Annotated in this window: 21 protein-coding genes; 9 read left to right on the top strand and 12 right to left on the bottom strand. The window is 67.3% G+C overall.

What is annotated here, in order from left to right; genetic code table 11:
• Positions 1-95: 95 nt before the first annotated feature.
• A complete protein-coding gene (gene pgm, locus ACIPVK_RS16620) occupies positions 96-1,733 on the bottom strand; it encodes a phosphoglucomutase (alpha-D-glucose-1,6-bisphosphate-dependent) (protein ID WP_407613089.1) in 1,638 nt (545 codons plus the stop codon).
• 130 nt (positions 1,734-1,863) lie between these two features.
• Positions 1,864-3,048: a M4 family metallopeptidase gene (locus ACIPVK_RS16615; RefSeq protein ID WP_407613088.1), complete on the bottom strand. Its 1,185-nt coding sequence runs from the start codon at positions 3,046-3,048 to the stop codon at positions 1,864-1,866.
• A gap of 144 nt (positions 3,049-3,192) precedes the next feature.
• Between ACIPVK_RS16615 and ACIPVK_RS16610 the strand changes: the two genes are divergently transcribed.
• The gene (locus ACIPVK_RS16610) at positions 3,193-3,720 is read left to right on the top strand and encodes a DUF4190 domain-containing protein (RefSeq protein WP_407613087.1); all 528 of its coding nucleotides are present in this window, start codon (positions 3,193-3,195) and stop codon (positions 3,718-3,720) included.
• A 91-nt stretch (positions 3,721-3,811) separates the two neighbouring features.
• Here the strand turns inward: ACIPVK_RS16610 and ACIPVK_RS16605 are convergent, their stop codons facing one another.
• The gene (locus ACIPVK_RS16605) at positions 3,812-5,269 is read right to left on the bottom strand and encodes a peptide MFS transporter (RefSeq protein ID WP_407613086.1); all 1,458 of its coding nucleotides are present in this window, start codon (positions 5,267-5,269) and stop codon (positions 3,812-3,814) included.
• Positions 5,270-5,321: 52 nt separating this feature from the next.
• On the bottom strand, positions 5,322-6,704 hold the full coding sequence (locus ACIPVK_RS16600) for an amidase (protein WP_407613085.1): 1,383 nt from the start codon (positions 6,702-6,704) through the stop codon (positions 5,322-5,324).
• A 225-nt stretch (positions 6,705-6,929) separates the two neighbouring features.
• Between ACIPVK_RS16600 and ACIPVK_RS16595 the strand changes: the two genes are divergently transcribed.
• Together ACIPVK_RS16595 and pheA are read left to right on the top strand one after the other, a co-directional pair.
• A complete protein-coding gene (locus tag ACIPVK_RS16595) occupies positions 6,930-7,256 on the top strand; it encodes a rhodanese-like domain-containing protein (RefSeq protein ID WP_407613084.1) in 327 nt (108 codons plus the stop codon).
• Complete coding sequence (gene pheA / locus ACIPVK_RS16590) at positions 7,253-8,179, top strand: prephenate dehydratase (protein WP_407613083.1); 927 nt, start codon at positions 7,253-7,255, stop codon at positions 8,177-8,179. Before ACIPVK_RS16595 ends, pheA begins: the two co-directional genes overlap by 4 nt.
• 54 nt (positions 8,180-8,233) lie before the next feature.
• Here the strand turns inward: pheA and ACIPVK_RS16585 are convergent, their stop codons facing one another.
• A complete protein-coding gene (locus ACIPVK_RS16585) occupies positions 8,234-9,277 on the bottom strand; it encodes a diacylglycerol/lipid kinase family protein (protein WP_407613082.1) in 1,044 nt (347 codons plus the stop codon).
• A gap of 38 nt (positions 9,278-9,315) precedes the next feature.
• Here ACIPVK_RS16585 and serS point away from each other — a divergent pair, with 38 nt between their 5' ends.
• The 3 genes from serS (at position 9,316) to ACIPVK_RS16570 (ending at position 12,257) form a co-directional block, all read left to right on the top strand.
• Complete coding sequence (serS, locus tag ACIPVK_RS16580) at positions 9,316-10,602, top strand: serine--tRNA ligase (RefSeq protein WP_407613081.1); 1,287 nt, start codon at positions 9,316-9,318, stop codon at positions 10,600-10,602.
• A gap of 184 nt (positions 10,603-10,786) precedes the next feature.
• Positions 10,787-11,638 carry an HAD family hydrolase gene (locus ACIPVK_RS16575; protein WP_407613080.1) on the top strand — a complete coding sequence of 284 codons (852 nt, stop codon included), beginning with the start codon at positions 10,787-10,789 and terminating at the stop codon, positions 11,636-11,638.
• A gap of 187 nt (positions 11,639-11,825) precedes the next feature.
• Complete coding sequence (locus ACIPVK_RS16570) at positions 11,826-12,257, top strand: hypothetical protein (RefSeq protein ID WP_407613079.1); 432 nt, start codon at positions 11,826-11,828, stop codon at positions 12,255-12,257.
• A gap of 21 nt (positions 12,258-12,278) precedes the next feature.
• Here ACIPVK_RS16570 and ACIPVK_RS16565 read toward each other — a convergent pair whose 3' ends face one another.
• The 3 genes from ACIPVK_RS16565 to ACIPVK_RS16555 form a co-directional block, all read right to left on the bottom strand.
• Complete coding sequence (locus ACIPVK_RS16565; RefSeq protein ID WP_407613078.1) at positions 12,279-12,695, bottom strand: DUF1761 domain-containing protein; 417 nt, start codon at positions 12,693-12,695, stop codon at positions 12,279-12,281.
• Between the two features lie 121 nt (positions 12,696-12,816).
• A complete protein-coding gene (locus ACIPVK_RS16560; protein ID WP_407613077.1) occupies positions 12,817-13,431 on the bottom strand; it encodes a hypothetical protein in 615 nt (204 codons plus the stop codon).
• Positions 13,432-13,512: 81 nt separating this feature from the next.
• Positions 13,513-14,196, bottom strand: coding sequence for a YczE/YyaS/YitT family protein (locus ACIPVK_RS16555; protein ID WP_407613076.1), 684 nt, complete (start codon positions 14,194-14,196; stop codon positions 13,513-13,515).
• Between the two features lie 60 nt (positions 14,197-14,256).
• Between ACIPVK_RS16555 and ACIPVK_RS16550 the strand changes: the two genes are divergently transcribed.
• Positions 14,257-15,669 (top strand): PLP-dependent aminotransferase family protein, encoded by a 1,413-nt coding sequence (locus ACIPVK_RS16550; RefSeq protein ID WP_407613075.1) that lies wholly within the window; start codon positions 14,257-14,259, stop codon positions 15,667-15,669.
• 756 nt (positions 15,670-16,425) lie between these two features.
• Here ACIPVK_RS16550 and ACIPVK_RS16545 read toward each other — a convergent pair.
• The 4 genes from ACIPVK_RS16545 to ACIPVK_RS16530 all read right to left on the bottom strand — a co-directional run bounded on the left by ACIPVK_RS16545 (position 16,426) and on the right by ACIPVK_RS16530 (position 18,817).
• Positions 16,426-16,977, bottom strand: a complete 552-nt coding sequence (locus ACIPVK_RS16545; RefSeq protein ID WP_407613074.1) for a hypothetical protein — start codon at positions 16,975-16,977, stop codon at positions 16,426-16,428.
• Positions 16,978-16,986: 9 nt separating this feature from the next.
• On the bottom strand, positions 16,987-17,361 hold the full coding sequence (locus tag ACIPVK_RS16540; RefSeq protein WP_407613073.1) for a hypothetical protein: 375 nt from the start codon (positions 17,359-17,361) through the stop codon (positions 16,987-16,989).
• A gap of 434 nt (positions 17,362-17,795) precedes the next feature.
• Complete coding sequence (locus ACIPVK_RS16535; protein ID WP_407613072.1) at positions 17,796-18,032, bottom strand: hypothetical protein; 237 nt, start codon at positions 18,030-18,032, stop codon at positions 17,796-17,798.
• A 299-nt stretch (positions 18,033-18,331) separates the two neighbouring features.
• Positions 18,332-18,817, bottom strand: coding sequence for an inorganic diphosphatase (locus ACIPVK_RS16530; protein WP_217390818.1), 486 nt, complete (start codon positions 18,815-18,817; stop codon positions 18,332-18,334).
• Between the two features lie 133 nt (positions 18,818-18,950).
• Between ACIPVK_RS16530 and dacB the strand changes: the two genes are divergently transcribed.
• Positions 18,951-20,369, top strand: coding sequence for a D-alanyl-D-alanine carboxypeptidase/D-alanyl-D-alanine-endopeptidase (gene dacB / locus ACIPVK_RS16525; protein WP_407613071.1), 1,419 nt, complete (start codon positions 18,951-18,953; stop codon positions 20,367-20,369).
• A gap of 107 nt (positions 20,370-20,476) precedes the next feature.
• Positions 20,477-21,637 (top strand): zinc-dependent metalloprotease, encoded by a 1,161-nt coding sequence (locus ACIPVK_RS16520; RefSeq protein ID WP_407613070.1) that lies wholly within the window; start codon positions 20,477-20,479, stop codon positions 21,635-21,637.
• Positions 21,638-21,667: the final 30 nt, after the last annotated feature.

Below are 21,667 nucleotides of genomic sequence, written 5' to 3'. Positions count from 1 at the left end.
CAGGAGTTGGATATTACGGCTTGCCCGCGGAATGGCCGAAGGCCGGGTGGTTCCCGCATGCGGGGACCCACCCGGCCTTCGGCCAAGGCGTGCGCCTACGCGAGCACAGCGGAGACGATGTCCTTCGCCTCGTCCTGCACCCGGACCAGGTGCTCCTCGCCGAGGAAGGACTCGGCGTAGATCTTGTACTTGTCCTCGGTTCCCGAGGGGCGTGCGGCAAACCAGGCGTTGGCCGTGGTGACCTTCAGCCCGCCGATCTTCGCCCCGTTTCCCGGCGCCTCGGTCAGCCGTGCGGTGATCTTCTCGCCCGCGAGCACCTCGGCGGCCACGTCCGAAGCCGCCAGGTTCCCCAGCCGGGCCCGCTGCTCGCGGTCGGCCGGGGCATCGATGCGTGCATAGCTCGGTGAGCCGTGCTCCGCGGCCAGCGCGGCATAGTGCTTCGAGGGGGAGGAGCCGGTGACGGCGGTGATCTCGCTGGCCAGCAGCGCCATCAGGATCCCGTCCTTGTCGGTGGTCCAGGTGCGCCCGTCGCGGCGCAGGAAGGAGGCGCCGGCGGATTCCTCGCCGCCGAAGGCGCCGGAGCCGTCCAGCAGGCCGGGCACGAACCACTTGAAGCCCACCGGAACTTCGACCAGGGTGCGGCCCAGCGAGGCCGCGACCCGGTCGATCATCGAGGAAGAGACCAGCGTCTTGCCGATCCCGGCGTCCTTGGACCAGCCGGTGCGGTGGGTGTACAGGTAGTCGATGGCCACGGCCAGGTAGTGGTTGGGGTTCATCAGCCCGGCATCGGGGGTGACGATGCCGTGGCGGTCGGCGTCCGCGTCGTTGCCCGTGGCGATGTCATAGGTGTTGCGGGCGGCGATCAGCGAGGCCATCGCATCGGCCGAGGAGCAGTCCATGCGGATCTTCCCGTCGGTGTCCAGGGACATGAACGCAAAGCGCGGGTCAACCCCCGGGTTCACCACGGTGAGGTCCAGCTTGTGCTTCTCGGCGATCGCGCCCCAATAGTCCACCGCGGCCCCGCCCATGGGGTCGGCGCCGATGCGCAGCCCGGCGGAGCGGATGGCGTCGAGGTCCAGCACCGAGGGCAGGTCGTCGACGTAGGAGGACAGGAAGTCGAAGGCGCCGATCTTCCCGCCCAGGCGCGCGGCACCCAGCGGGATCCGCTTGACCCCGGCCAGCTTGGCCTCGAGCAGTTCATTGGCGCGGTTGGCGATCCATGAGGTGGCGTCGGTGTCCGCGGGGCCGCCGTGCGGCGGGTTGTACTTCAGGCCGCCGTCGGCCGGCGGGTTGTGCGACGGGGTGATGATGATGCCGTCGGCGCGCGGTGCGTCCCCGTTCGCGTTGTGCGCCAGGATGGCGTGGCTCAGGGCCGGGGTCGGGGTCCACCCGGTGCGGGCATCGGCCAGGATCGACACGTCGTTGCCGGCCAGCACCTCCAGCACGGTGTCCTGTGCCGGGTCCGAAAGCGCGTGGGTGTCCTTGCCGACGAAGAGCGGCCCGGTGATGCCCTGCCCGCGCCGGTATTCGACGATGCCCTGGGTGATGGCGGCGATGTGGTCCTCGTTGAAGGAGCCGTTCAGCGAGGTGCCGCGGTGCCCGGAGGTGCCGAAGGCCACGCGCTGGGCGGGGTCGGCCGGGTCCGGGTGGATGTCAAAGTACGCGTCGCGCACCGCGGAGAGATCGATCAGGTCTTGGGACTGTGCCGGGGTGCCGGCGCGTGGGTGGGCCATGGGACCAGTTTCTCATTGATTGCACTCGCGCGGCCGGAGAAGTCGCCCCGCGTGGCCCAGGGCTCCGCAGCGCGGTCCGGGCGTGGTGGACGGGTCCTCGGAAGATGCCATGGAACCGGACGCCGCGGGGCTATTGCCCCGCGGTGTCCAGGACACGCGGTTCCACGCCGACGGCGTCCCAGGCCTTGGCCAGGGCGAGCTCCACGTCTGAGCCGGCGCCGTGGTCGCGGCGGGCCTGGAGCAGGGTCTGCTCGGCAAAGGTGCCGAAGTCCGCGTCCTCGGGCAGCGCGCGGGTGGCGATGACGTTGAACCACAGGTCCCCGGCGGTTTCCCAGGCGTTGCCGCCCAGGGCCGTGGCAAATAGGTAGAAGGCATGGTTGGGGATGCCGGAGTTCAGGTGCACCCCGCCGTTGTCCTCTTCCGTGTCCACATAGCCGGCCATGGTCGCCGGTTGCGGGTCCTTGCCCAGGATGGGGTCGTCGTAGGCGGTGCCCGGGGCGGCCAGTGAGCGCATGGCCCGGCCGCGGACCTTGTCGGTGAACAGCCCCTCGCCGATCAGCCAGCTGGCGTCCGCCGCGTCCTGCCCGGCCACGAACTGCTCCACCAGCACGCCCAGGATGTCGGCCATTGATTCGTTCAGGGCCCCTGACTGGCCTCGGTATTCCAGGTTGGTGGTGAACTGCAACAGGCCGTGGCCCAACTCGTGGGCGATCACGGACAGCGAGGAGGCGAAGGACCCGAAAATCTCACCGTCTCCGTCGCCCATCACCATCTGCGTGCCGTCCCAGAAGGCGTTGGCATAGTGCAGCCCGTAGTGCACGGTGCCGCCCAGGTCCAGGCCGGCCCCGTCGAGCGCATTGCGCCCGAGCATCGCGACCAGGAACCGGTGGACCGCGCCCAGACCCGCGTAGGCGCGGTTCGCGTCCTCGTCTTCCACGGGTTCCCGGCCCTCGGTGCGTGCGACGGCTCCGGGCGTGGTCTCTACGCCCTGCGCGTCGGAGATGGTCCGAGTCAGCCTGCCGGCGGGCCCGACCAGTCGGCCGATGTCCCTGGGCACGGTGGCCCGCCCGTGGAGCAGGGCCTGGTCCAGCAACAGGGTCCGGCGTGCCCGGGTGGCGATGCGGGTACGGGCCTCGGGTCCGGGGCTGGGGGACTCGCGCCCGCCGCGGTCGGACGGCCGCGCCATGAAGTCGCGCATGCCCACGGGTGCTTCCCAGGCGCCGTCGCAGGCAGCCATCGACATCAGCAGGTACGGGGGAACGGCATGGTGCCGGGGGTGGGGTTCCGCCGTCGGCGGGTGTGTTGCCTTGCGCATGGTGCCAACTCTCCCACCGGTTCCTGAGCAGTGAATGTGAGCACGCTGTGCCCGAGGATCGTGGCTAAACTGGGGGCCAGAGATGCTGCCGCGCAGGCGCATGAGCGTGCCCGTACTGCCGGGCACAGGTGAGGAAAAGGAATCATGGGGAATCCAGAAGACAAGGCGCACGAGCCCGAGAACGGACCGTCGTTTGACGATCCGAAGGACCCGCGCTGGTCGCATAATCCGCAGGCGGCCCCGCCGCGCAACCCCTATCTGGATATGCCGCTGGATGCCCCGCCCGTCGGCCTGGGCAACGGCGGTGCCGGCCAGTCGGGACAAAACCCCTACCCGCGGCCCGGATACCCGCAACAAGGCCAAGCGCAGGCCGGCTACCCGCAGACCGGCTACCCGCAACCCGGCTACCCGGTACAGGCCCAGCGCCCGAGCGGAGTGTTGTCCATCGTGTCGCTGGTGACCGGAATCATCGGGTTGTTCAGCATCGGGCTGTTGTTCTTTCCCCAACTGGCGGCGATCATCTGCGGACACCTGGCCTTGCGCCGCGAACCGCACATGCGCGGCGTCGCCATTGCCGGGCTCGTCACCGGCTACCTGGGAGCAGTGGCCTTCGTGCTGTGGATGGTCGCGGTCATCATCCTGGGCAGCACCATGGCATCGTACGACTACTAGCGCAGGATCCACGGGCGCAAAGACAGCGGCCACACCCGGCAAGGATGCCGGGTGTGGCCGCTGTCTTCGTACGGGCCAAACGGGAAGGCGCCTAGCGGACCTCGCCCATCAGCTTCTTCAGGGAAGGGGCGGCCAGCAGCAGGGCAACGCCCAGCACGATGGCGGTGCCGCCGAGGGCCAGGAAGTAGGTGACCTCGTTGCCCTCGGTGTAGAAGCCGGCGAGGATGCCGGCCAGCGTGGTGCCCAGTGACACCGAGAGGAAGAACAGGGCGATCATCTGCGTGCCGAAGGCGGCCGGGGCCAGCTTGGTGGTGACCGACTGCCCGATGGGGCTGAGCAGCAACTCGGCGAGGGTGCACAGCAACAGGATGCCGACCAGCACCAGCAGCGGGGTCTTCTCCAGGGAGTTCATCGGGATGAAGACCAGGAATGCCAGGCCCACAAGGACCAGCGACGCGGAGAACTTGACCACGGTGCCCGGCTGGCGGGTGCCCAGCCTGGTCCACAGGGCGGCGAAGACGCCGGCCAGGACGATGATGAAGACCGGGTTGATCGACTGGACCCACGAGGCGGGCATCTCCCAGCCGAAGAGCGAGCGGTCCAGGCGTTCCTCCGAGTACACGGCGATGAACGTGAACTGCTGCTGGAACAGTGCCCAGAACGCGGCCGAGGCGATGTACAGCGGGATGAAGGCGAGCACGTGCTTGCGCTCCACTGCGGTCACGCGCTTGGAACGCAGCATCAGGGTGAAGTAGATGACCGAGGCCAGGATGACCGCGTACGCAATGGTGCGGGCCAGGGACTCGGCGGTGACGAGCTTCAACGCGAAGGCCGCCACGACCACGGCGACGAAGGCCAGGAAGCCGATCAGGTACTTCTTGCGCTCGCCGGCGGGCAAGGGGTTGCCGACCACCTTGACCGAATCGGGAAGGTTCTTCCGTCCGCTGAGGTAGATCCCGACGCCGATGGCCATGCCGATCGCGGCGGCGGCGAAGCCGACGTGGAAGCCCCAGCGCTGCTGCAGGAAGCCGGTGAGCAGCGGCCCCAGCAGGCCGCCGATGTTCACACCCATGTAGAAGATGGAGAAGCCGGCGTCGCGGCGGGTGTCTTCCTTGGAATACAGCGAACCGACCAGGGCGGTGGCGTTGGCCTTCAGGCCGCCGGAACCCACGGCAACCAGGACCAGGCCGACGGCCAGGCCGGTGGCGCCGGGCAGCGCGGCCAGGGCAATGTGTCCGCCCATGATCAGGAAGGCCGAGCAGAGCAGGACCTTCTCGGATCCGAGCAGGCGGTCGGCGAGCCAGGCACCGAGGATGGTGCTCAGGTAGACGGCGCCGCCGTAGGCGCCGACCAGCGAGAGCGCCAGGTCCTTCGGGATCCCGAGTCCGCCCTCGGCGACGGAGAAGTACATGTAGTACGCGAGGATCGCTTGCATCCCGTAGAACGAGAAGCGTTCCCACATCTCGATGCTGAACAGGTTCGAAAGCGTTTTGGGGTGGCCAAAGAAACCGGTCGAGGACTGATCCTTCAGCGAGGTGGATATAGACATGTCATCAATTTTTCGCCCGTGACGCGCGTCATGCCCACTTTGTAGACCAATCTCACATTTCGGACAACTGCCCCGCCAGTGCCAGGAGCTGGATTTCCGAACCGGCCCGGCCGATCAATTGCACGCCCATCGACAGGCCGTCGGCGGTGGTCAACGTCGGAACCGTGACCGCCGGCAGGCCGGAGACGTTCACCATTGAGGTGTACGGGGTGTACTGGCACTGGCGCATGTAGTCGGTGTCGGCGTCCTGCGAGGTGTAGAAGCCGATTTCCGGGGGAGCGAACGCCATCGCCGGGGTCAGCACCACGTCGTAGCGGCCCCACTGCGTGCGGAAGTCCGCGGCGATTTCCGTCAGGCGGCGGGCAGCATCCACGGAGGTCTTCAGGTCGCGGGCGGTGGCGCGCGCGCGGAAGGAACGTGCCAGGGTGCCGAGCCTTGCCTCGTTGCCGGCCGGGATGGGGGCGGCGGCCAGGCCGCTGGTCCATACCGTGGAGAACGTCTCGGGATAGGCGGCGTCGTAGAAGATCTCGGCCTCCTCGACATGGTGGCCACGGGCGACGAGCCCCTTGATCCCCCGGTTGAGCGCCGCATGGGCCTGGGCCGCGAGCGTGATCTCGTAGACCGAGGCAAAGGGGCTGGCCGTGCTGACCCCGATCCGCAGGCCGCGCAGGGCATCGACCGCACCGTCGCGCAGGGCGTCAAGGTAGGTCTCGCGGGTCCGGTCGACCATGGCATCCATGAGCAGGGCGGCATCCAGGGCGGTGCGGGCCAGCGGGCCGGAGACCGTGAGCCGCGGTGCCCCGAAACCGTCGAGCGTGCCGTCAAGGACGTCGCTGGGGATGGTTCCCAGGCCGGGCTTGAGCCCGATCAGGCCGCAGGCCGAGGCGGGGATACGGACCGAGCCGCCGCCGTCGTTGCCCGGTCCGAAGGGCAGCATCCCGGCCGCTACGGCCGCCGCCTCCCCTCCGCTGGAACCGCCGGCGGACAATGCCGGGTTCAGCGGGTTCCGGGCCGGGGGAGCCACATCGTTTTCCGAGTGGCAGCTCAGCCCGAATTCCGGCACCGAGGTCTTGCCCAGCGAAATCGCACCTGCCCGCGACAGTGTGGCCACCAGGGGTGAATCCTTCTCGGCGACAACGGGTTCGAAGGCGGCGGTCCCGTAGCCGGTCGGCACGCCCGCCACGTCCAGCAGGTCCTTGTAGGCCAGTGGCATGCCGTGGAGCATGCCCGGCGCGTCTCCGGCGGCCAGCCGCTCATCGGCGCGCGCGGCCGCTGCCATCGCCAGCTCGGCGGTGACGGTGATGAACGAGCCCAGGGTGGGGTTGAGCTCCTCGATCCGCCCCAGGAAGTGCCCGGCGGCCTCGCGTGCGCCCAGTTCCCCGCGGCGCAGCGCATCGCGAAGTTCCAGCGCGGTCAACCTGGCTATTTCGGACATCGACGACTCCTTCTGTTGTGACGGGGGTACGCAGCCTGTCGGCAGCGATCCCCACCCCTCGAGCGTAGTACGGGTCGCCCCTCCGCCGGCCCCAGGCTGCGCCCGCGGGATTCGCTCCCCAAGCGCAGGTGCGGGCGCAACATCCGCTTCACCGACCCCACGGCCAAACACCCCCGGGGACTAGGCTGGTGGGCAACAGAACAATTGGTGAGCCAAAGGAGAGCCATGAGTGATTTTGAAACGGTTTCGGTCGACCAGGTTCCCGCCGGCGCGCTGATCCTGGACGTCCGCGAGGAATACGAATGGGTCGAGGGGCACGCCGCCGGCGCCGTCCACATCCCCCTGGCCGAGCTGCCGCTGCGCCTCGAGGAACTCGACCCGGACACCGACGCCTACATCATTTGCCGCACCGGCGGCCGTTCGGCCCAGGCCGCGGCATGGCTGGTCGCCCAGGGATACAGCGCCTTCAACATCGCGGGCGGATCCGGGGCCTGGCTTGAAGCCGGGCTGAAGCTCGAGAGCGAAAACGGGCAGGAGCCCAACGTCCGATGATCTACACCTATTTGGGCCCCGCGGGCACGTTCACCGAGGCCGCCCTTCTGCAGGTGCCCGACGCCCGGGACTCCGAACGCATCCCTGCGGCCAATGTCAACGCCGCCCTGGAAATGGTTCGCACCGGCGAAGCCGACGCGGCCATGGTCCCGATCGAGAACTCCGTCGAGGGTGGGGTCACCACCACGCTCGATGCCATTGCCACCGGCGACGCGCTGCAGATCATGCGCGAGGCGCTGGTGACGATCACCTTCGTGCTGGCCGTGCGCCAGAACATCGACTCGATCGACCAGATCCGCACCGTTTCCACCCACGGCCACGCCTGGGCGCAATGCCGCGGCTGGGCCGAATCGAATATTCCCGCGGCGGAATTCATCCCCGCTTCCTCCACGGCGGCCGGCGCGCTGGGGCTGTTGGACGACGAGACCACCCACGACGCGGCCATTTGCTCGCCGTTGGTCGCCGAGGAGCGTGGGTTGAAGATCCTGCGCACGGGCATCGAGGACAACGCCGGCGCCGTGACCCGGTTTGTGCTGGTCACCCGCCCGGGCCCGATCCCGGCGCCCACCGGAGTCGACAAAAGCACCGTCATCCTGCCGCTGGCCGAGGACCGCCCCGGCGCCCTGATGGACATCCTGGAGCAATTCGTGGTGCGCGGGGTCAACCTCAGCCGCATCGAGTCGCGTCCCACCGGCGAGGGCATGGGCAAGTACTTCTTCTCCGTGGACGTCGACGGGCACCTGGCCCAGGAACGCGTTGCCGACGCCCTGGCCGGCCTGCACCGGGTCTGCCCCGACCTGCGCTTCCTGGGGTCCTATCCGGCGGCCGAGGGCCTTTCCTCGTCCGTGGATGCACACAACTCCGACGACGCGTTTTCCAAGGCGCACGACTGGGTCAACGGACTCAAGACCCGCCTGGCCTGAGCGGCTTCGACGGCTGCCGGGCCGGGCGATGCCCGCCCCGGCAGCCGCGGACGCCTAGCCCAGGCGGATCTTCAGCGAGGCGGGCTTCACCGATACCTGGAGCCCGTTCACCAGCCCGGTGCCGTCGCCATCGATCTGGGTGTTCATGGGTTCATGGCACCGGATGCTCAAGGTTGCGCTCGGGTAGAAGCCCATCACCGGGATCGCCCCTCGGGCCCGGAACGCGGTCTTGAGGAAGATCCAGCCCCAGCCGGCGGCGCTGCGCGGGCTGAGCACCACCACATCCAGCACGCCGTCGTCGATCTTTGCCTCCGGAACCAGGTCCAGTCCCTGCAGCTTCCCGCAATTGGCGAAGAGCACCGAGCGCACGCTGCGGGTCTGCTCGTTTCCGCCGTCCAGGGCGATCGAGATCTTCTTGCGCTTGCCCGGCAGGTGCCGGAAGCCTGCCTCCGAATAGGCCAGCCAGCCGACCTTGGCCTTGAGTTCCTCGTTGGTGTCGTCCATGACGTCGGCATCCGTGCCCACCCCGGCGATCACCAGGAATGCGTGTTCGCTGGAGCTTCCGTCGACGTGGTCCAGCGTGATCGACCCGGTGTCGATGGTGCGCACCGGGCCGCGGACGGCCCCGAATGCGGCCGTGGAAATGTCCTCGAGCGGCACATCGATGTTGCGGGCCAGCAGGTTCCCGGTGCCCAGCGGGACCAATCCGAGGGTGGCATCGGTGTCGCGCAGGACCTCGGCCACGGCGCGCACGGTGCCGTCGCCGCCTGCCGCAATGACCACGTCGCAGCCGGCCTCCAGCGCCTTTCGGGCCGCGCCCTGTCCCGGATCCTCAACCGTGGATTCCAGGACCAACGGCTCCACCAGGCCCGCCTCGGCACACACATGCTTCACCGCGGATATCGCTTCATCCGTTCCTGACTTGGACGGATTCACCACCAGCGCCACCTTGAGGGCGGACGTGGAAGTGCCCACGACGGGAGTCCGCGAGGTCGGGCGATTGCGGTCCACGAGGCGGCGCACGGAGAGCCAGCTAATCGTTGCCGCCGTGCCCGCGGCACCCGCGCTGATAAGGGCAATGAGTCGGTTGCGTTGCATAGTCCCCCCAGACTAACGGGGATTGCTAGGCTTAGGACGTGATCGACGTAAAAGTACTCAGTGAAAATCCAGATACCTTCCGCGCTTCGCAGCGCGCCCGCGGGGCGGATGAGTCCCTGATTGATGCGATCCTGGCCGCCGATTCGGCGCGCCGCGAGTCGATTTCATCCTTTGAGGCGCTGCGTGCCCAACAGAACGCCTTCAGCAAGAAGGTCGGTGCGGCCAAGGGCGAGGAAAAGCAGGCCCTGCTCGCCGAGGTCAAGGAGCTCTCGCAGAACGTCAAGGCCGCGCAAGCCGCCTCCGACGCCGCGTCCGAGGCCTACACGAAGCTGCAGCGCTCCATTCCGAACCTGATCCTGGACGGGGTGCCCTCCGGCGGCGAGGACGACTTCACGGTCGTCAAGCACGTGGGAACCCCCCGTGACTTCGCCGCCGAGGGCTTCGAGCCACGCGACCACCTCGAACTCGGCGAGCTGCTCGGCGCAATCGACATGGAACGCGGCGCGAAGGTCTCCGGTTCCCGCTTCTACTTCCTCAAGGGCATCGGCGCCCGCCTGGAAATCGCGCTCATGAACATGGCGCTGGACCAGGCCGTGCAAAACGGCTTCATCCCGATGATCACCCCGACGCTGGTGCGCCCCGAGACCATGCAAGGCACCGGCTTCGACGTCGAGCACGACGACGAGATCTACAAGCTCGAACGCGACGACCTTTACCTGGTGGGCACCTCCGAGGTCGCCCTGGCCGGGTACCACGCCAACGAGATCCTTGACCTGTCCGACGGTCCGACGCGCTACGCCGGCTGGTCCTCCTGCTACCGCCGCGAGGCGGGCTCGGCGGGCAAGGACACCCGTGGCATCATCCGCGTGCACCAGTTCAACAAGCTGGAAATGTTCGTCTACTGCTCCCCGGAGCAGTCCGAGGCCGAGCACGCCAAGCTCCTGGCCTGGGAAGAGGAAATGCTGGCCAAGGTCGAGCTGCCCTACCGCGTCATCGACACCGCGGCCGGGGACCTGGGCATGAGCGCGGCCCGGAAGTTCGACTGCGAGGCCTGGGTCCCGACCCAGGACGCCTACCGCGAGCTGACCTCCACCTCGAACTGCACCACTTTCCAGGCCCGCCGCCTGAACATCCGCGAACGCGAGATCGGCGCCGACGGCAAGCCGGGCAAGACCCGCGCGGTCTCGACGCTCAACGGCACCCTGGCGACCACCCGCTGGATCGTGGCCATCCTGGAGCACCACCAGAACGCCGACGGCTCGGTCAACGTGCCGGTGGCGCTGCGCCCGTACCTCGGTGGCATGGAAGTACTTCCCGTCCTGTAGCTTGCGGGACCGCACGGGGACAGCACCAAGCGCTGGGAGGAGGCATGTGCCTCCTCCCAGCGGCGCTTAACCACCGGCTTCCTGGTGCGGAAAGTCGACGGTTCGGGAGACATTCACCCATCGTTCATGACACATTGTGGGTTGGGTCATGCCCAGAAAGCGGATTTGGTGCTTCACTGGATAAATGACAGTTATGACAAGAACCGGCATCGAAGACCGGTCAGAAGCAACCGATACCCACATGATCTGCCTTGACGTCGACGGCACACTGGTCAACCACGTCGGCGAAATGAGCCCGGCGGTCAAGGACGCGGCGCGCGCCATCGTCGCGGCCGGTCACGAGGTCGTCATTTCCACCGGGCGCTCGCTCGGTGCAACACTGCCGGTCATCCAGACGCTCGGCATCGAGAACGGCTATGCCGTCTGCTGCAACGGCGGCGTCACCGTGCGCATCGACACAACCCTCGAGGACGGCTACGAAGTCATCGAGCGCAAGACCTTCGACCCGGCTCCCGCCCTGCGCGCACTTCTCAAGGCGCTGCCCACCGCGAAGTACGCGCTGGAAGACGACAAGGGCCAGTTCCTTTCCACCGAGCGATTCGAGGACGCCAGCTTCGGCGTCGTCGCCACCCCGGTGACGCTGGACAAGATGCTCGAGGCCACGGCCGTTCGCCTGGTGGTCTTCTCCACCGACGCCACCGCCGAGGAATTCGGCGAGGCGGTCGGCACCCTGGGCCTGTCCGGAGTCACCTACTCGGTGGGCTGGACGGCCTGGCTGGACATCGCCGCCGAGGGCGTCACCAAGGCCAGCGGCCTGGAGTCGTTGCGCGCGGGTCTCGGATTCGACATCGAGCAGACCCTCGCCGTGGGCGATGGCCGCAACGACATCGAAATGCTGTCCTGGGCAGGGCGCGGCGTGGCCATGGGCCAGGCGCCCGACGAGGTCAAGGCCGTGGCGGACGAGATCGCCGCGGGTGTTGACGACGACGGACTGGCGGTGGTCCTGCAGGACCTCCTGCTGCGCAAGGCTGCCTGAGCCGCGCACACACGACCCTGAATGTCCGCCACGGCACCAATGCCGTGGCGGACCTTCGTCTTGGGCCGCAGGAATGCCGCGGGCGTGGCGGCACAGGCCATCCGCGCGGATTCCCGGTCCCCGGGGCTCGGCCCTTCGGCCGGGTCCCGAGCGCGTGCCGTCGATTCGCTGGCCTATGCTTAAAACCATGAAACGCGCCGGAATCCTTGCCCTGTCCTTGTTCGGCGCCGGCGTGCTGGTGACCGGGTGCACGTCCCCGGACGTCATCTGCAACACCGGCGAGCCCGGCATTGAACAGGCCATGGACCACTTGGTGGAATCGACGCTCGCCGGGGACCAGGTCGAGGTGTGCAGGGTGACCACCACGGGCGGGACCGACACCGTGGGGGAACAATTCGACAGGTTGTCTGCCGAGTTCAACCGGCTCGGCGTCGCCGCCGGGTTCACGGTGGAACCCGTGAAGGATTCGACCATGGGCCACTGGTCCCAACTGGAACTGAGCACCCCCAGCCACCCCGAGGGCGAGCGCTTCGACGTGTTCGAGCGCGGCGGGAAGTACACGATCGGGTGGCTCGAGTTCGAGCAGGAACCGCTGCCGTCCCCGTCCCCGGCCAAGTAGGGCCGCAACCCGGGGTGCCGGCTAGACCCCGAACAACCCGATGACCAGGCCCATCACCATGAATGTCACCAGCTCGTGGAGGCAGTTCAGCGCGGTGAGTCCGAGCGGGCGGCCCTCGAAGGCGTCGTGCGTGATGAAACGTGCCGCCGTGAAACCGCCCCACAGGATCAGGGCCGTCAACAGCGCGTTGGTGAGGTAGGAACCGCCGTAGAAGTCGAAGGACAGGTACGTCGCACCGGCCAGGACCCAGGCGCTGATGAAGCTGACAACGAGGGTCACCAGGATCGGCACGACGGCGTCCTTGGCCTCGCCCGGGGTCACCTTGGCCACCCGCATCCAGTAGTTGCCAAACACCTTCGGGGTGTACCAGAGACTGCCGACGACCATGGTCGAAAGCGTGGCGACCACAACCGCGATCCAATTGATTTCCGGAACCATCGTTTGCTCCTCGTGTCATCGTGCGGGGCTGACTCCCGGTCCCCGGGAACGGGGGACGGTAACGCCGATACTACGGACAAAACCGCAGGTTGACTAGGGAACCGGAACTTTTTGACGCGGCCTAGAGGTCGGACGCGGCGTGGGGGGATTCGATCCAGCGCAGGAGCCTGGCGGCCGCCGGGCGCGCGGCCCATTCCTCGACCCATGCGGAGCGGACCACGGCCTTGGAGACGGCCTGGGCGCTGATTCCCAGCTCCGCCGCGACGTGCTTTTGCTGTCCGCGCACCCCCGGGGTGAGCAGATCGAGCACTGCCCACTCGGCGGCGCTGCGGGTGCTGACAATCTGCCCGAGCAGGCGCAGCACCGCCTCGGCTTCCCCGGCGACGGCGGAATCGGGGCCGATGACACTCAGCGGTATGCGTTCCCCGGTGTGCTCGGAGCGCTCGACGGCGGTGTGGGCGTAGCCCAGCGCGGTGCCCTGGAGGAATTGCGCCTCCCGCGGCACCGGTTCGTACAGGGTGCCGACGCCGAGGCCGACCAGCCAATGGTGGCTGCGCAGCGCGCGGAGCGTCGCGTCGACGGCGTCTTCGGCCCGCTCGGGGACACCGATCAGCAGGGACGGCCCGGAGCGCTGGAACGGGGCCAGCGTGGCAATGCCGGAGAGGGAGCGAAGCATTTCGTCGCCGAGGTCGCCGTCGCCGCGCCGATCACGTTGTTTGAGGGTTACGAGGTACACATTCCCAATTATGCAGCGAAACGCCGACTTCGTCTGGCTAAACGCCGGCTTGGAGTTCCGTTGCCGGAGGGCGGCCGGACCCTACGGGGCGGTCGCGGGCGCTTCCTCGGGGTTTCGCGCGGGCCGGAGCTCGATGATGCAGAAGCGCAGGAACAGCTGGGTGACCGGGCCGATGGCCAGCGCGTACAGGATGGTGCCGAAGCCGACGATGCCGCCCAGGAACCAGCCGATCGCCAGCACGAGGACCTCCACGCCCGTGCGTGCCAGGCGCAGGCTGATTCCGGTGCGTGCATGCAGCCCGGTCATCAGGCCGTCGCGCGGGCCCGGGCCCAGCTGGCTGCCGATGTAGAGTCCGCCGCCGAGTCCGTTCACCAGCAGGGAGCCGGCGAACAGGGCCAGCTGCGCCGGCAGGCCGTTCGCTTCGGGGATGATGACCAATCCGATGTCCGCGGCCACGCCGATCCAGATGACGTTGGCAATGGTGCCTAGTCCGGGCATTTGCCGCAGGGGGATCCAGAGCAACAGGACCAGGAAGCCGAAGATGATAACCACGGTGCCGAGGCTGAGCCCGGTGTGCAGGGTGACGCCGTAGTGGAGCACGTCCCACGGGGCCAGCCCGAGGCCCGAACGGACAAAGCCGGCCATGGCCAGGCCAAAGAGGCTCAGGCCCACGAACAATTGCACGATGCGGAGGGGAAAGCGGCCGGCCCGCAATTGCGCGAGCGGTGTCAGGCGGGCCAATTCGGGGGAGCGGGACTTTGTCATGGATCAATCATCCCGGTAAATGGCCTTCAAAAAAAGTGCCAATTGGTGCACACTGGACTCATGCCAGTGATCCAGCGCCATCTTCCCGCCCGCCGACTCAGCGGGATGCTGGGCAAACGCGCGGGGGAACAGCGCGCGTACACCTGGCTTTCGGAGGGAATCCGGCAGCTCGTGGCCAACGGACGGGTGCTGCACGGAACCATGCTGCCCAGCGAAAGGGAACTGGTGGCCGAGCTCGGAATGAGCCGCACCACCGTCACGCGGGCCTACCAGGAGCTGCGCGAACGCGGCTTTGCGGAGGCCAGGCAGGGCTCCGGGACAAGGATCCGGATTCCCGGCGGGGAAATCGGGGGCGGGACCGAGCCGCTGGCCGTGGGGGTCCAGGAAACGCTTCCGCCCGGCGGAATCGACCTCACCTGCGGTGCACCCACGGCCCCGTTGGGCCTGGCCAGCTACTACGAGCGCGCCCTTGACCAGCTGCCCGGCTACATCGGCGGGATGGGCTACTACCCGATGGGCCTGCCCGTTCTGCGCGAGGCCATCGCCGAGGACTACACCCGCCGCGGCCTGCCCACGGGTCCCGAGCAGGTCATCGTCACCGCCGGCGCGCTGTCGGGGGTCGCCACCGCGGCCCGGGCGGTGCTTGCACGCGGTGCCCGGGTGTTGGCCGAAAGCCCCAGCTACCCCAACTCCGTGACATCGCTGCGACAGCATGGCGCCCGCATGACGGCCCTGCCCATCGGGCCCGAGGGCAGCGACGTCGCGGGCATCGAAGCGGCGCTGGCCCGTGGCGGCATCGGCGCGATGCTCTGCCTGCCCGATTTCCACAACCCGACCGGGACCTTGCTGGACAACGAGGGACGCGAGCGCTGGGCGCGGGCACTGGTGCGCAATGGCGTGCAGGGGATCGTTGACGAGACGAACGCCGAGTTGTGGCTTGACGAGCGGCCGCCGGTCTTCCCCATGGCGAAGTATGCCGAGGGGCTGATCACCGTGGGCAGTGCCAGCAAGACCTATTGGGGAGGGCTCCGGCTGGGCTGGATCAGGGCGCCGCGGGCCCTGGTCGGGGCCATCAACCAGGTGCGGGCGACCGTCGACCTCGGCGCGCCGGTGCTCGAGCAGCTGGTGCTGAACCTGCTCATCAGGGAACGGTCGGGCCTGGACGAGCCGACGCGCGCCTCGTTGCGCAAGAGCCGCGACTGGCTCCATGCGGCCTTGGGCACCCAACTGCCCGAGTGGAAGGTCGCCAAGCCGGGCGGGGGCATGTCGCTGTGGTGCAACCTGCCGGCACCCCGGTCCATGGCCTTGGTGGCGCAGGCCAGGAAGGCCAGCCTGGTGCTGAGCCCCGGTTCCACCTTCGCCGTAGATGACCACGGCCTGGACCACTGGCTGCGCGTGCCCTATGCCCTCGATCGTGAACAACTGGGACAGGCACTGCCCCTGCTCGTGCGGGCCTGGAACGCAGTGGCCTGAAGCCCGCCCCATGGCAATGGTTCCCGGACCCGCTCCTTAAAGTAGTTACGTTAGACCGTGCGCCGGATTCCCCGGGTCCAAATGCGGAAGTGTCACCGATGACTTGAGACATCAGATCCGCCAATTCCCCCGACTCCACGACGCTGCCTGGGAGCGGTGCCGACCCGTGGTCCACGGTCACGGCATTCTCCTGCGCCGGAGTGGGCGTACTGGCCGTCGCCGGCTGTGCACAGTTGCCTGGCACCGCTGTGGAATCTCCGCAGGTTTCCCCGAGAGTGGAGGCCTCGGCTCCGGTAACGAAGAGTGCGGAAGAGGTTGCGGTGAAGGTCATGAACCTGTTTGCCCGGCCCGATGAACCGGAACAACGTTGGCACGCCGAGCTGCGCCCCCTACCTGGAGAAGGGGCATGCCATCGAGGCCGAGTAAATCGACCCGGCACGTCTCCCGTTCGACAAGATCCTTTCCGGACCGGTGATGGAGGGTGACGCCCTCAACCCGCAAATACTTACGGCCGATTTCAAGCACCAACGCCGGCACCTGGTATGTGGAGCTGCACCAAAAAAGCCCCTGGCGGCGAATGGTTGGTTGGCAGCCTTTATCAGGCCCCCTAAACTCCGGAACGTCGATGGCCACCGGCCGAATTATTATTAGCTGGTGGCCATCCCGTTCGTAATTTGAGGGCGGAACTGCGATGTGTCAGTTGCCTACAGGATGGGCGCGCGGACATAAGCGGCTATTCCAGGGCGAGAGAAATGACTAGAAGATAGCCCATACCCCAGTTGAAAAGCCTCTGTTCACGTAGGACAAAAGCCCCACTATCAAGAGCAATGAAGCGGACCCGTACAGAACAAATGTGAAGCTCCTTGACCTTCTCGCCAATTGTAGAAGTATCCAAGCTCCAAAAGCTGACCATATCCCCGCGAAGAAGGCGTAGATACCTAAGATGCCTTCAAAGCCGGGGTTCCATCCAAAAACGGCGTCGAGGATCGTAATTGGAACGGCTGTTAAGGCTCCGGCCGCGAGGACCACCAGCAGCTGAATCCATGGAGAAAATCTCGTGGATGCCCATCTTAGTGCGGGGATACATAGCAGCAATCCGGCCAGCAGCCCAATCAAGGAACCACGGAAACCTGCGGATGCGGTTTCGCCTAGAAGCTCAACCCAGCTCATCTCGTTCTCTTGGAACTGTACAGATCCAAAAACGATGAGTGCAGCCCCCGCAAAAACGGATACAACCACGCCCGAGAGAAACGCTGATTCTCGCGATTTCCATGTATTTTCATTCACTACGGTGTCCTCGCTCATCATGGCCTCACTCTAGTAGGAAACGGATGATTTGATATTTTGTGGAAGGCACAGCCCCACCAGCAGGCAATTGAAGCTCACGTGGTTGAGTTTGAACACTGATACCCACTTTTCTCCACCCGAGGCAGTGTTGAATCTCGCCCACCCTTCGTGAGCTGGTGCCTTCCTTCTGCTTCCAATGACATCGACTACACCGGAACGGTAGAAACGGACCATGACGTTGTATCGGATAGCTCCGCCGTAGCTTGCATTAAAGAGCTGGCAGTGTGGATTGGTGGCGGTGTGGTTGAAGCGAACTTGTGCGAAAGAATCGGTTGCTTTGAGTTGCTGGAATTGCATGCCATCAAGAGATGTATATGATGCGTGCGTCTGCACGCCGTTCTTCAACGTAATGCTCTTTCCAACCCTCTTGGTGGTAACGATTTTCCATGCAAGGGCCGGGCGGGACCGCCCATCCCTTTTGCTAGCTCCAATGCAGGGGTACTTTACCGGCCTAGGTCAATACAGCGGTTATGGGCCCAGAATATTCCGGGCCAATAACCATTTAAGAGACACCTCCACTGAAACATGTGATGCCCGGAACCGTTCCTAACGGCTGTAGCGGGGGCCGCGTTCGTCCCCCTAACTTCGGCCCGTCGTCCGTGTCGCTTCGCAGCTGCCGTTTCCGTTCGGTCGCTTCCTGGTAGGCGCGCAACTTGCGACGGGTCTCCGTTGCCCGGTTCATCGGCTCTCGCTCCTGCCCATCGGTCGTGTGTTCCAGGCCATCGTCATTGCGGGCTTTCTTGTGCGCCGCCACGGCTACCCGATATGCCTGGGACTTTTCAATCGACGCTTCCCCGGGGCGCTGGCGTTAGGCCTTGAGGGGGCGGGAGAATTCGGGCCTGTTCGGCGGTTAGGGTGGATTCCTGGGCGCGTTGGGTCCGCAGGTGGTCGATGACATGTTCGGCCGAAGCCTGTTCCTCCACCAGCCGGGTCTCCACCTCGGCGGCCTTGTACGTCAACCGTAGATCGTCGCCCGAGAGGGGTTCCCGGGCGGTCTGCTGGGTGAAGTTGAGCATGGTGGTGACCCTCGCGTTCAGGTCGGCACCCAGAAGCTCCCCATGACCTGCGGGAACGCTCCAGCACGCCGATCACGTACTGGGCTGCCTGCGCTGGATCGATTTCCTCGGCGGTGGTGACCATCCATCTCGGGGCTTCCTGAGGCCGCCTTGATACTTGCATCAAGGCGGTGCTCCCGGGCGACGGCCAACGCCGTCGGCCCCACAAGCCACCCTTTAAACCACGACGGGGCCCAAACACCGCATGAATGCGATGGCTCGGGCCCCGTCGCCGGGATGCGGCCAGGCCGCGAAAAACCTTAGGCCTGGGCCTTGTAGCGCTCGATCGAGCGCTCCAACTCGGCCTCGGCCTCGGCGCGGCCCATCCAGCCCTCGGCCTTGACCCACTTGCCCGGCTCCAGGTCCTTGTAGCGCAGGAAGAAGTGCTCGATTTCCTTGATGAGCCACCCGTCGAGGTCCTCGAACTCCTGGATGTGGTCGAAGCGCTTGTCGGCCGGAACGCACACCAGCTTGGCGTCTCCGCCGCCGTCGTCGGTCATGTTGAACACGGCGATCGGGCGAGACTCCACCACGACGCCCGGGAACAGGTCGACGCCCGGGATGAAGACCAGCGCGTCCAACGGGTCGCCGTCTTCGCCCAGGGTGTCATCGAAGAAGCCGTAGTGGGTCGGGTACTGCATGGAGGTGAACAACACGCGGTCCAGACGCAGACGGTGGGTCTCGTGGTCGATCTCGTACTTCACGCGCGATCCGGCAGGGATCTCGATGGTGACGTCGTGGCTCATGAAAAGTCTCCTCGACTCTCGTGACCAGCGGCATGTGCGGACGCGGGCGCGTCCGATTGCCGTCTAGTCTTATGGGTGCTGCGCTTAAGGGTATATGGCGCACACGGACTACGACGATTTCGAAGGATGCCGCATGAAACAAGCGCACCGCCTCCGGCGCCTGGGGACAACGGTGCTGCTGGCCGGCCTGGTCCTGGGCCTGCTGGCCTTCTTCCTCATCCCGGTCGTGGCCGGGTCCGGCACCCCGAAGGCGGACGGGGACGCGCCCGCGCCCGCCGTGCTGGCCGCGGCCAGTGCCACGGCGCTCGCGCACCTTGACCCCGCGGCCCCGGCACCCGACGCGGCCGTGCTGAAATCGACACTTGATCCGATCCTGACATCCGCGCAGGGGGCGAGCATCTCTGCAAGCGTCATCGACGTGGCCACCGGCGAGGAACTCTATTCACGCTCCGGCGCGACGCCGGGGATCCCCGCTTCGAGCCTCAAGGTTCTCACCGCGATCGCCGCCACCCACGCAATCGGCGAGGACACCCGCTTCACCACCCGGGCCGTGCTCAAGGACGCCAACACCGTCGTGCTGGTGGGCGGCGGCGACGTGTTGCTCGGATCGGGCAGCGATTCGGCGGCCGTCAGCGGTCGCGCCGGGCTGGGCACGCTGGCGAGCCGGACGGCCGCGGCGCTGGTGGAAGCCCGCGCGGCCTCCCTGGTGGCCGATACCGTGGCCATCCAGCTGGATGACTCGCTCTTCACCGGCGAGCCGCTGAACCCCGCCTGGGACCCCTCCTTGCTGGCCTCCAACGACATTTCCCCGATCTCACCCATTGCCATGTACGGGGCCAGGGCCAATGCCGGCGCCAAGGCCGAGCGCGTCGGGGACCCGGGCATGTACGCGGCCAAGACGTTTGCCGCGGCGCTGGGCACCGCCCTGGAAGCTGCCGGCGGCCCCGCCCTCGGCACCGCTGTCACGCGGGCCGAGGCGCCCGCGCAGGGGACGGAGCTGGCGTCCGTCGACTCCGCCACCCTGGGCGAGCAGGTCCGGTTCATGCTGGAGGTCTCGGACAACTACGTGGCCGAGGCGCTCGGTCGCATGGTGGCCGTGTCCGGCCAGGCGCCGGGGGACCACGCCAACGGCGCCCGGGCAGTGGCACGGATCGTGGGGGAGCTGGGCATCGACACCACCGGGATGGACCTGGTGGACACCTCCGGGCTGGCCGCGGCCGACCGCGTCTCCCCGCTGACCCTGGCCTCGGCCATGGCCCATGCCGCCACGTCCGAGCACGCCGCGCTGCGGAACATCGGATATTGGCTTCCCGTTGCGGGGGCCACTGGCACCATGAGCGCCCGGCTGGGCTCGGGCGACACCCGCGGTGTGGTGCGCGCCAAGACCGGATCGCTCATGGAGGTCTCCAGCCTCACCGGGCAGACGGTGAGCCGGGACGGACGGTCGCTGGCCTTCTCCATCCTCGTGCACACCGGCGACCGGACGATCGCCCCGAACAAGCCGGTACTTGACGCCGCGGCCGCGGCGCTGACCCGGTGCGGCTGCCGCTAGGGCGGCAGGAAAGCCACCGTTTGCCGACGGCTTCGAAAAGGGGCGGAAAGTTTTTGCCCAGCGCGCAATCCCGTCGCGCGGGTGAAAAGCGTGATGGGATGGAAGGCATGGACACCACCGACTTCCGGCTGATCAATTGGGACCTCGCCGCCACCACCGCGGCCAAGCTGGTCGGCGCAGGCCCGAGCCTCACCGGCACCGAGATCGCTGCGGTCGTCGACGACCTGCGTGCCAAGGCCGAGGCCTCTGTCGAGCACGTGCACCGCATCACCGGGCTGGCTGCCGCACGCGACCTGCGCGATTCCCAGGTGCTCATCGTCGATCGGCCCGGCTGGGCCAAGGCCAACACCCAGAGCTTCGAGGCGATGCTGGGCCCGGCCATGGAGAACCTGGCCAAGACCCGCGGCGAAAAGATTTCCGAGGCCACCCAGGTGCTTTCCTCCACCGCCACCGGCGTGGAAATGGGCGCCATCCTGGCGTTCATGTCCTCCAAGGTGCTGGGCCAGTACGACCCCTTCGCCGGCCTGCTGCGCGCGGACCTGCCCGCCGGCGGCCGGCTGATGCTGGTGGCACCGAACATCGTGGCCATCGAGCGGGAACTGAAAGTCGACACCGACGACTTCCGGCTCTGGGTCACCCTGCACGAGCAGACCCACCGCGTGCAATTCGCCGCCGCCCCGTGGCTGCGCGAGCACCTGCAATCAAAGATCGCCGAACTGCTGGCCTCGCTGCTGGCCGAGCCCGAGGCGCTGGGCGAGAGGCTGCGCGCCGCCGCGTCCGAGGTCATGCGCGGCAAGAAGGACCTGAAGGCGGCCGGCGCCGAGAGCGGCGGGACCGGGGCGGCAACCGCGGAGACCGGGCTGCTGGCCTCGCTGCGCACCGGGGAGCAAAAGCAGATCCTCTCCCACATCACCGCGGTGATGTCCCTGTTGGAGGGGCACGCCAACGTGGTGATGGACGCCGTGGACTCCTCGATCGTGCCCAGCGTGCGCACCATCCGCCAGCGCTTCGGCGCCCGCGGCAAGGACCGGGGCATGGTGGAGAAGTGGCTGCGCAAGCTGCTGGGCCTGGACGCGAAGATGCGCCAATACGCCGACGGGCAGCGCTTCGTCTCCCGGGCGGTGAAGCTCATGGGCATGGAGGGCTTCAACCGGGTCTGGGAGGGGCCGGAAAACCTCCCCACCGAGCACGAGCTGCACCACCCGGAGCAATGGGTGGCCCGCATGGGCGCGAACCCGGCCGGGCCGCAGGCACCGGCAAACGACTAGACACCCCCCCAGCGGGGCGAAGGGACATCA

Origin of the sequence: Paeniglutamicibacter sp. MACA_103, from assembly GCF_045798555.1 — a bacterium.
Taxonomy (GTDB): Bacteria; Actinomycetota; Actinomycetes; order Actinomycetales; family Micrococcaceae; genus Paeniglutamicibacter.
Note: the sequence above shows the minus strand (reverse complement) of the source record. Positions and strands in the feature narration are given on the sequence as shown.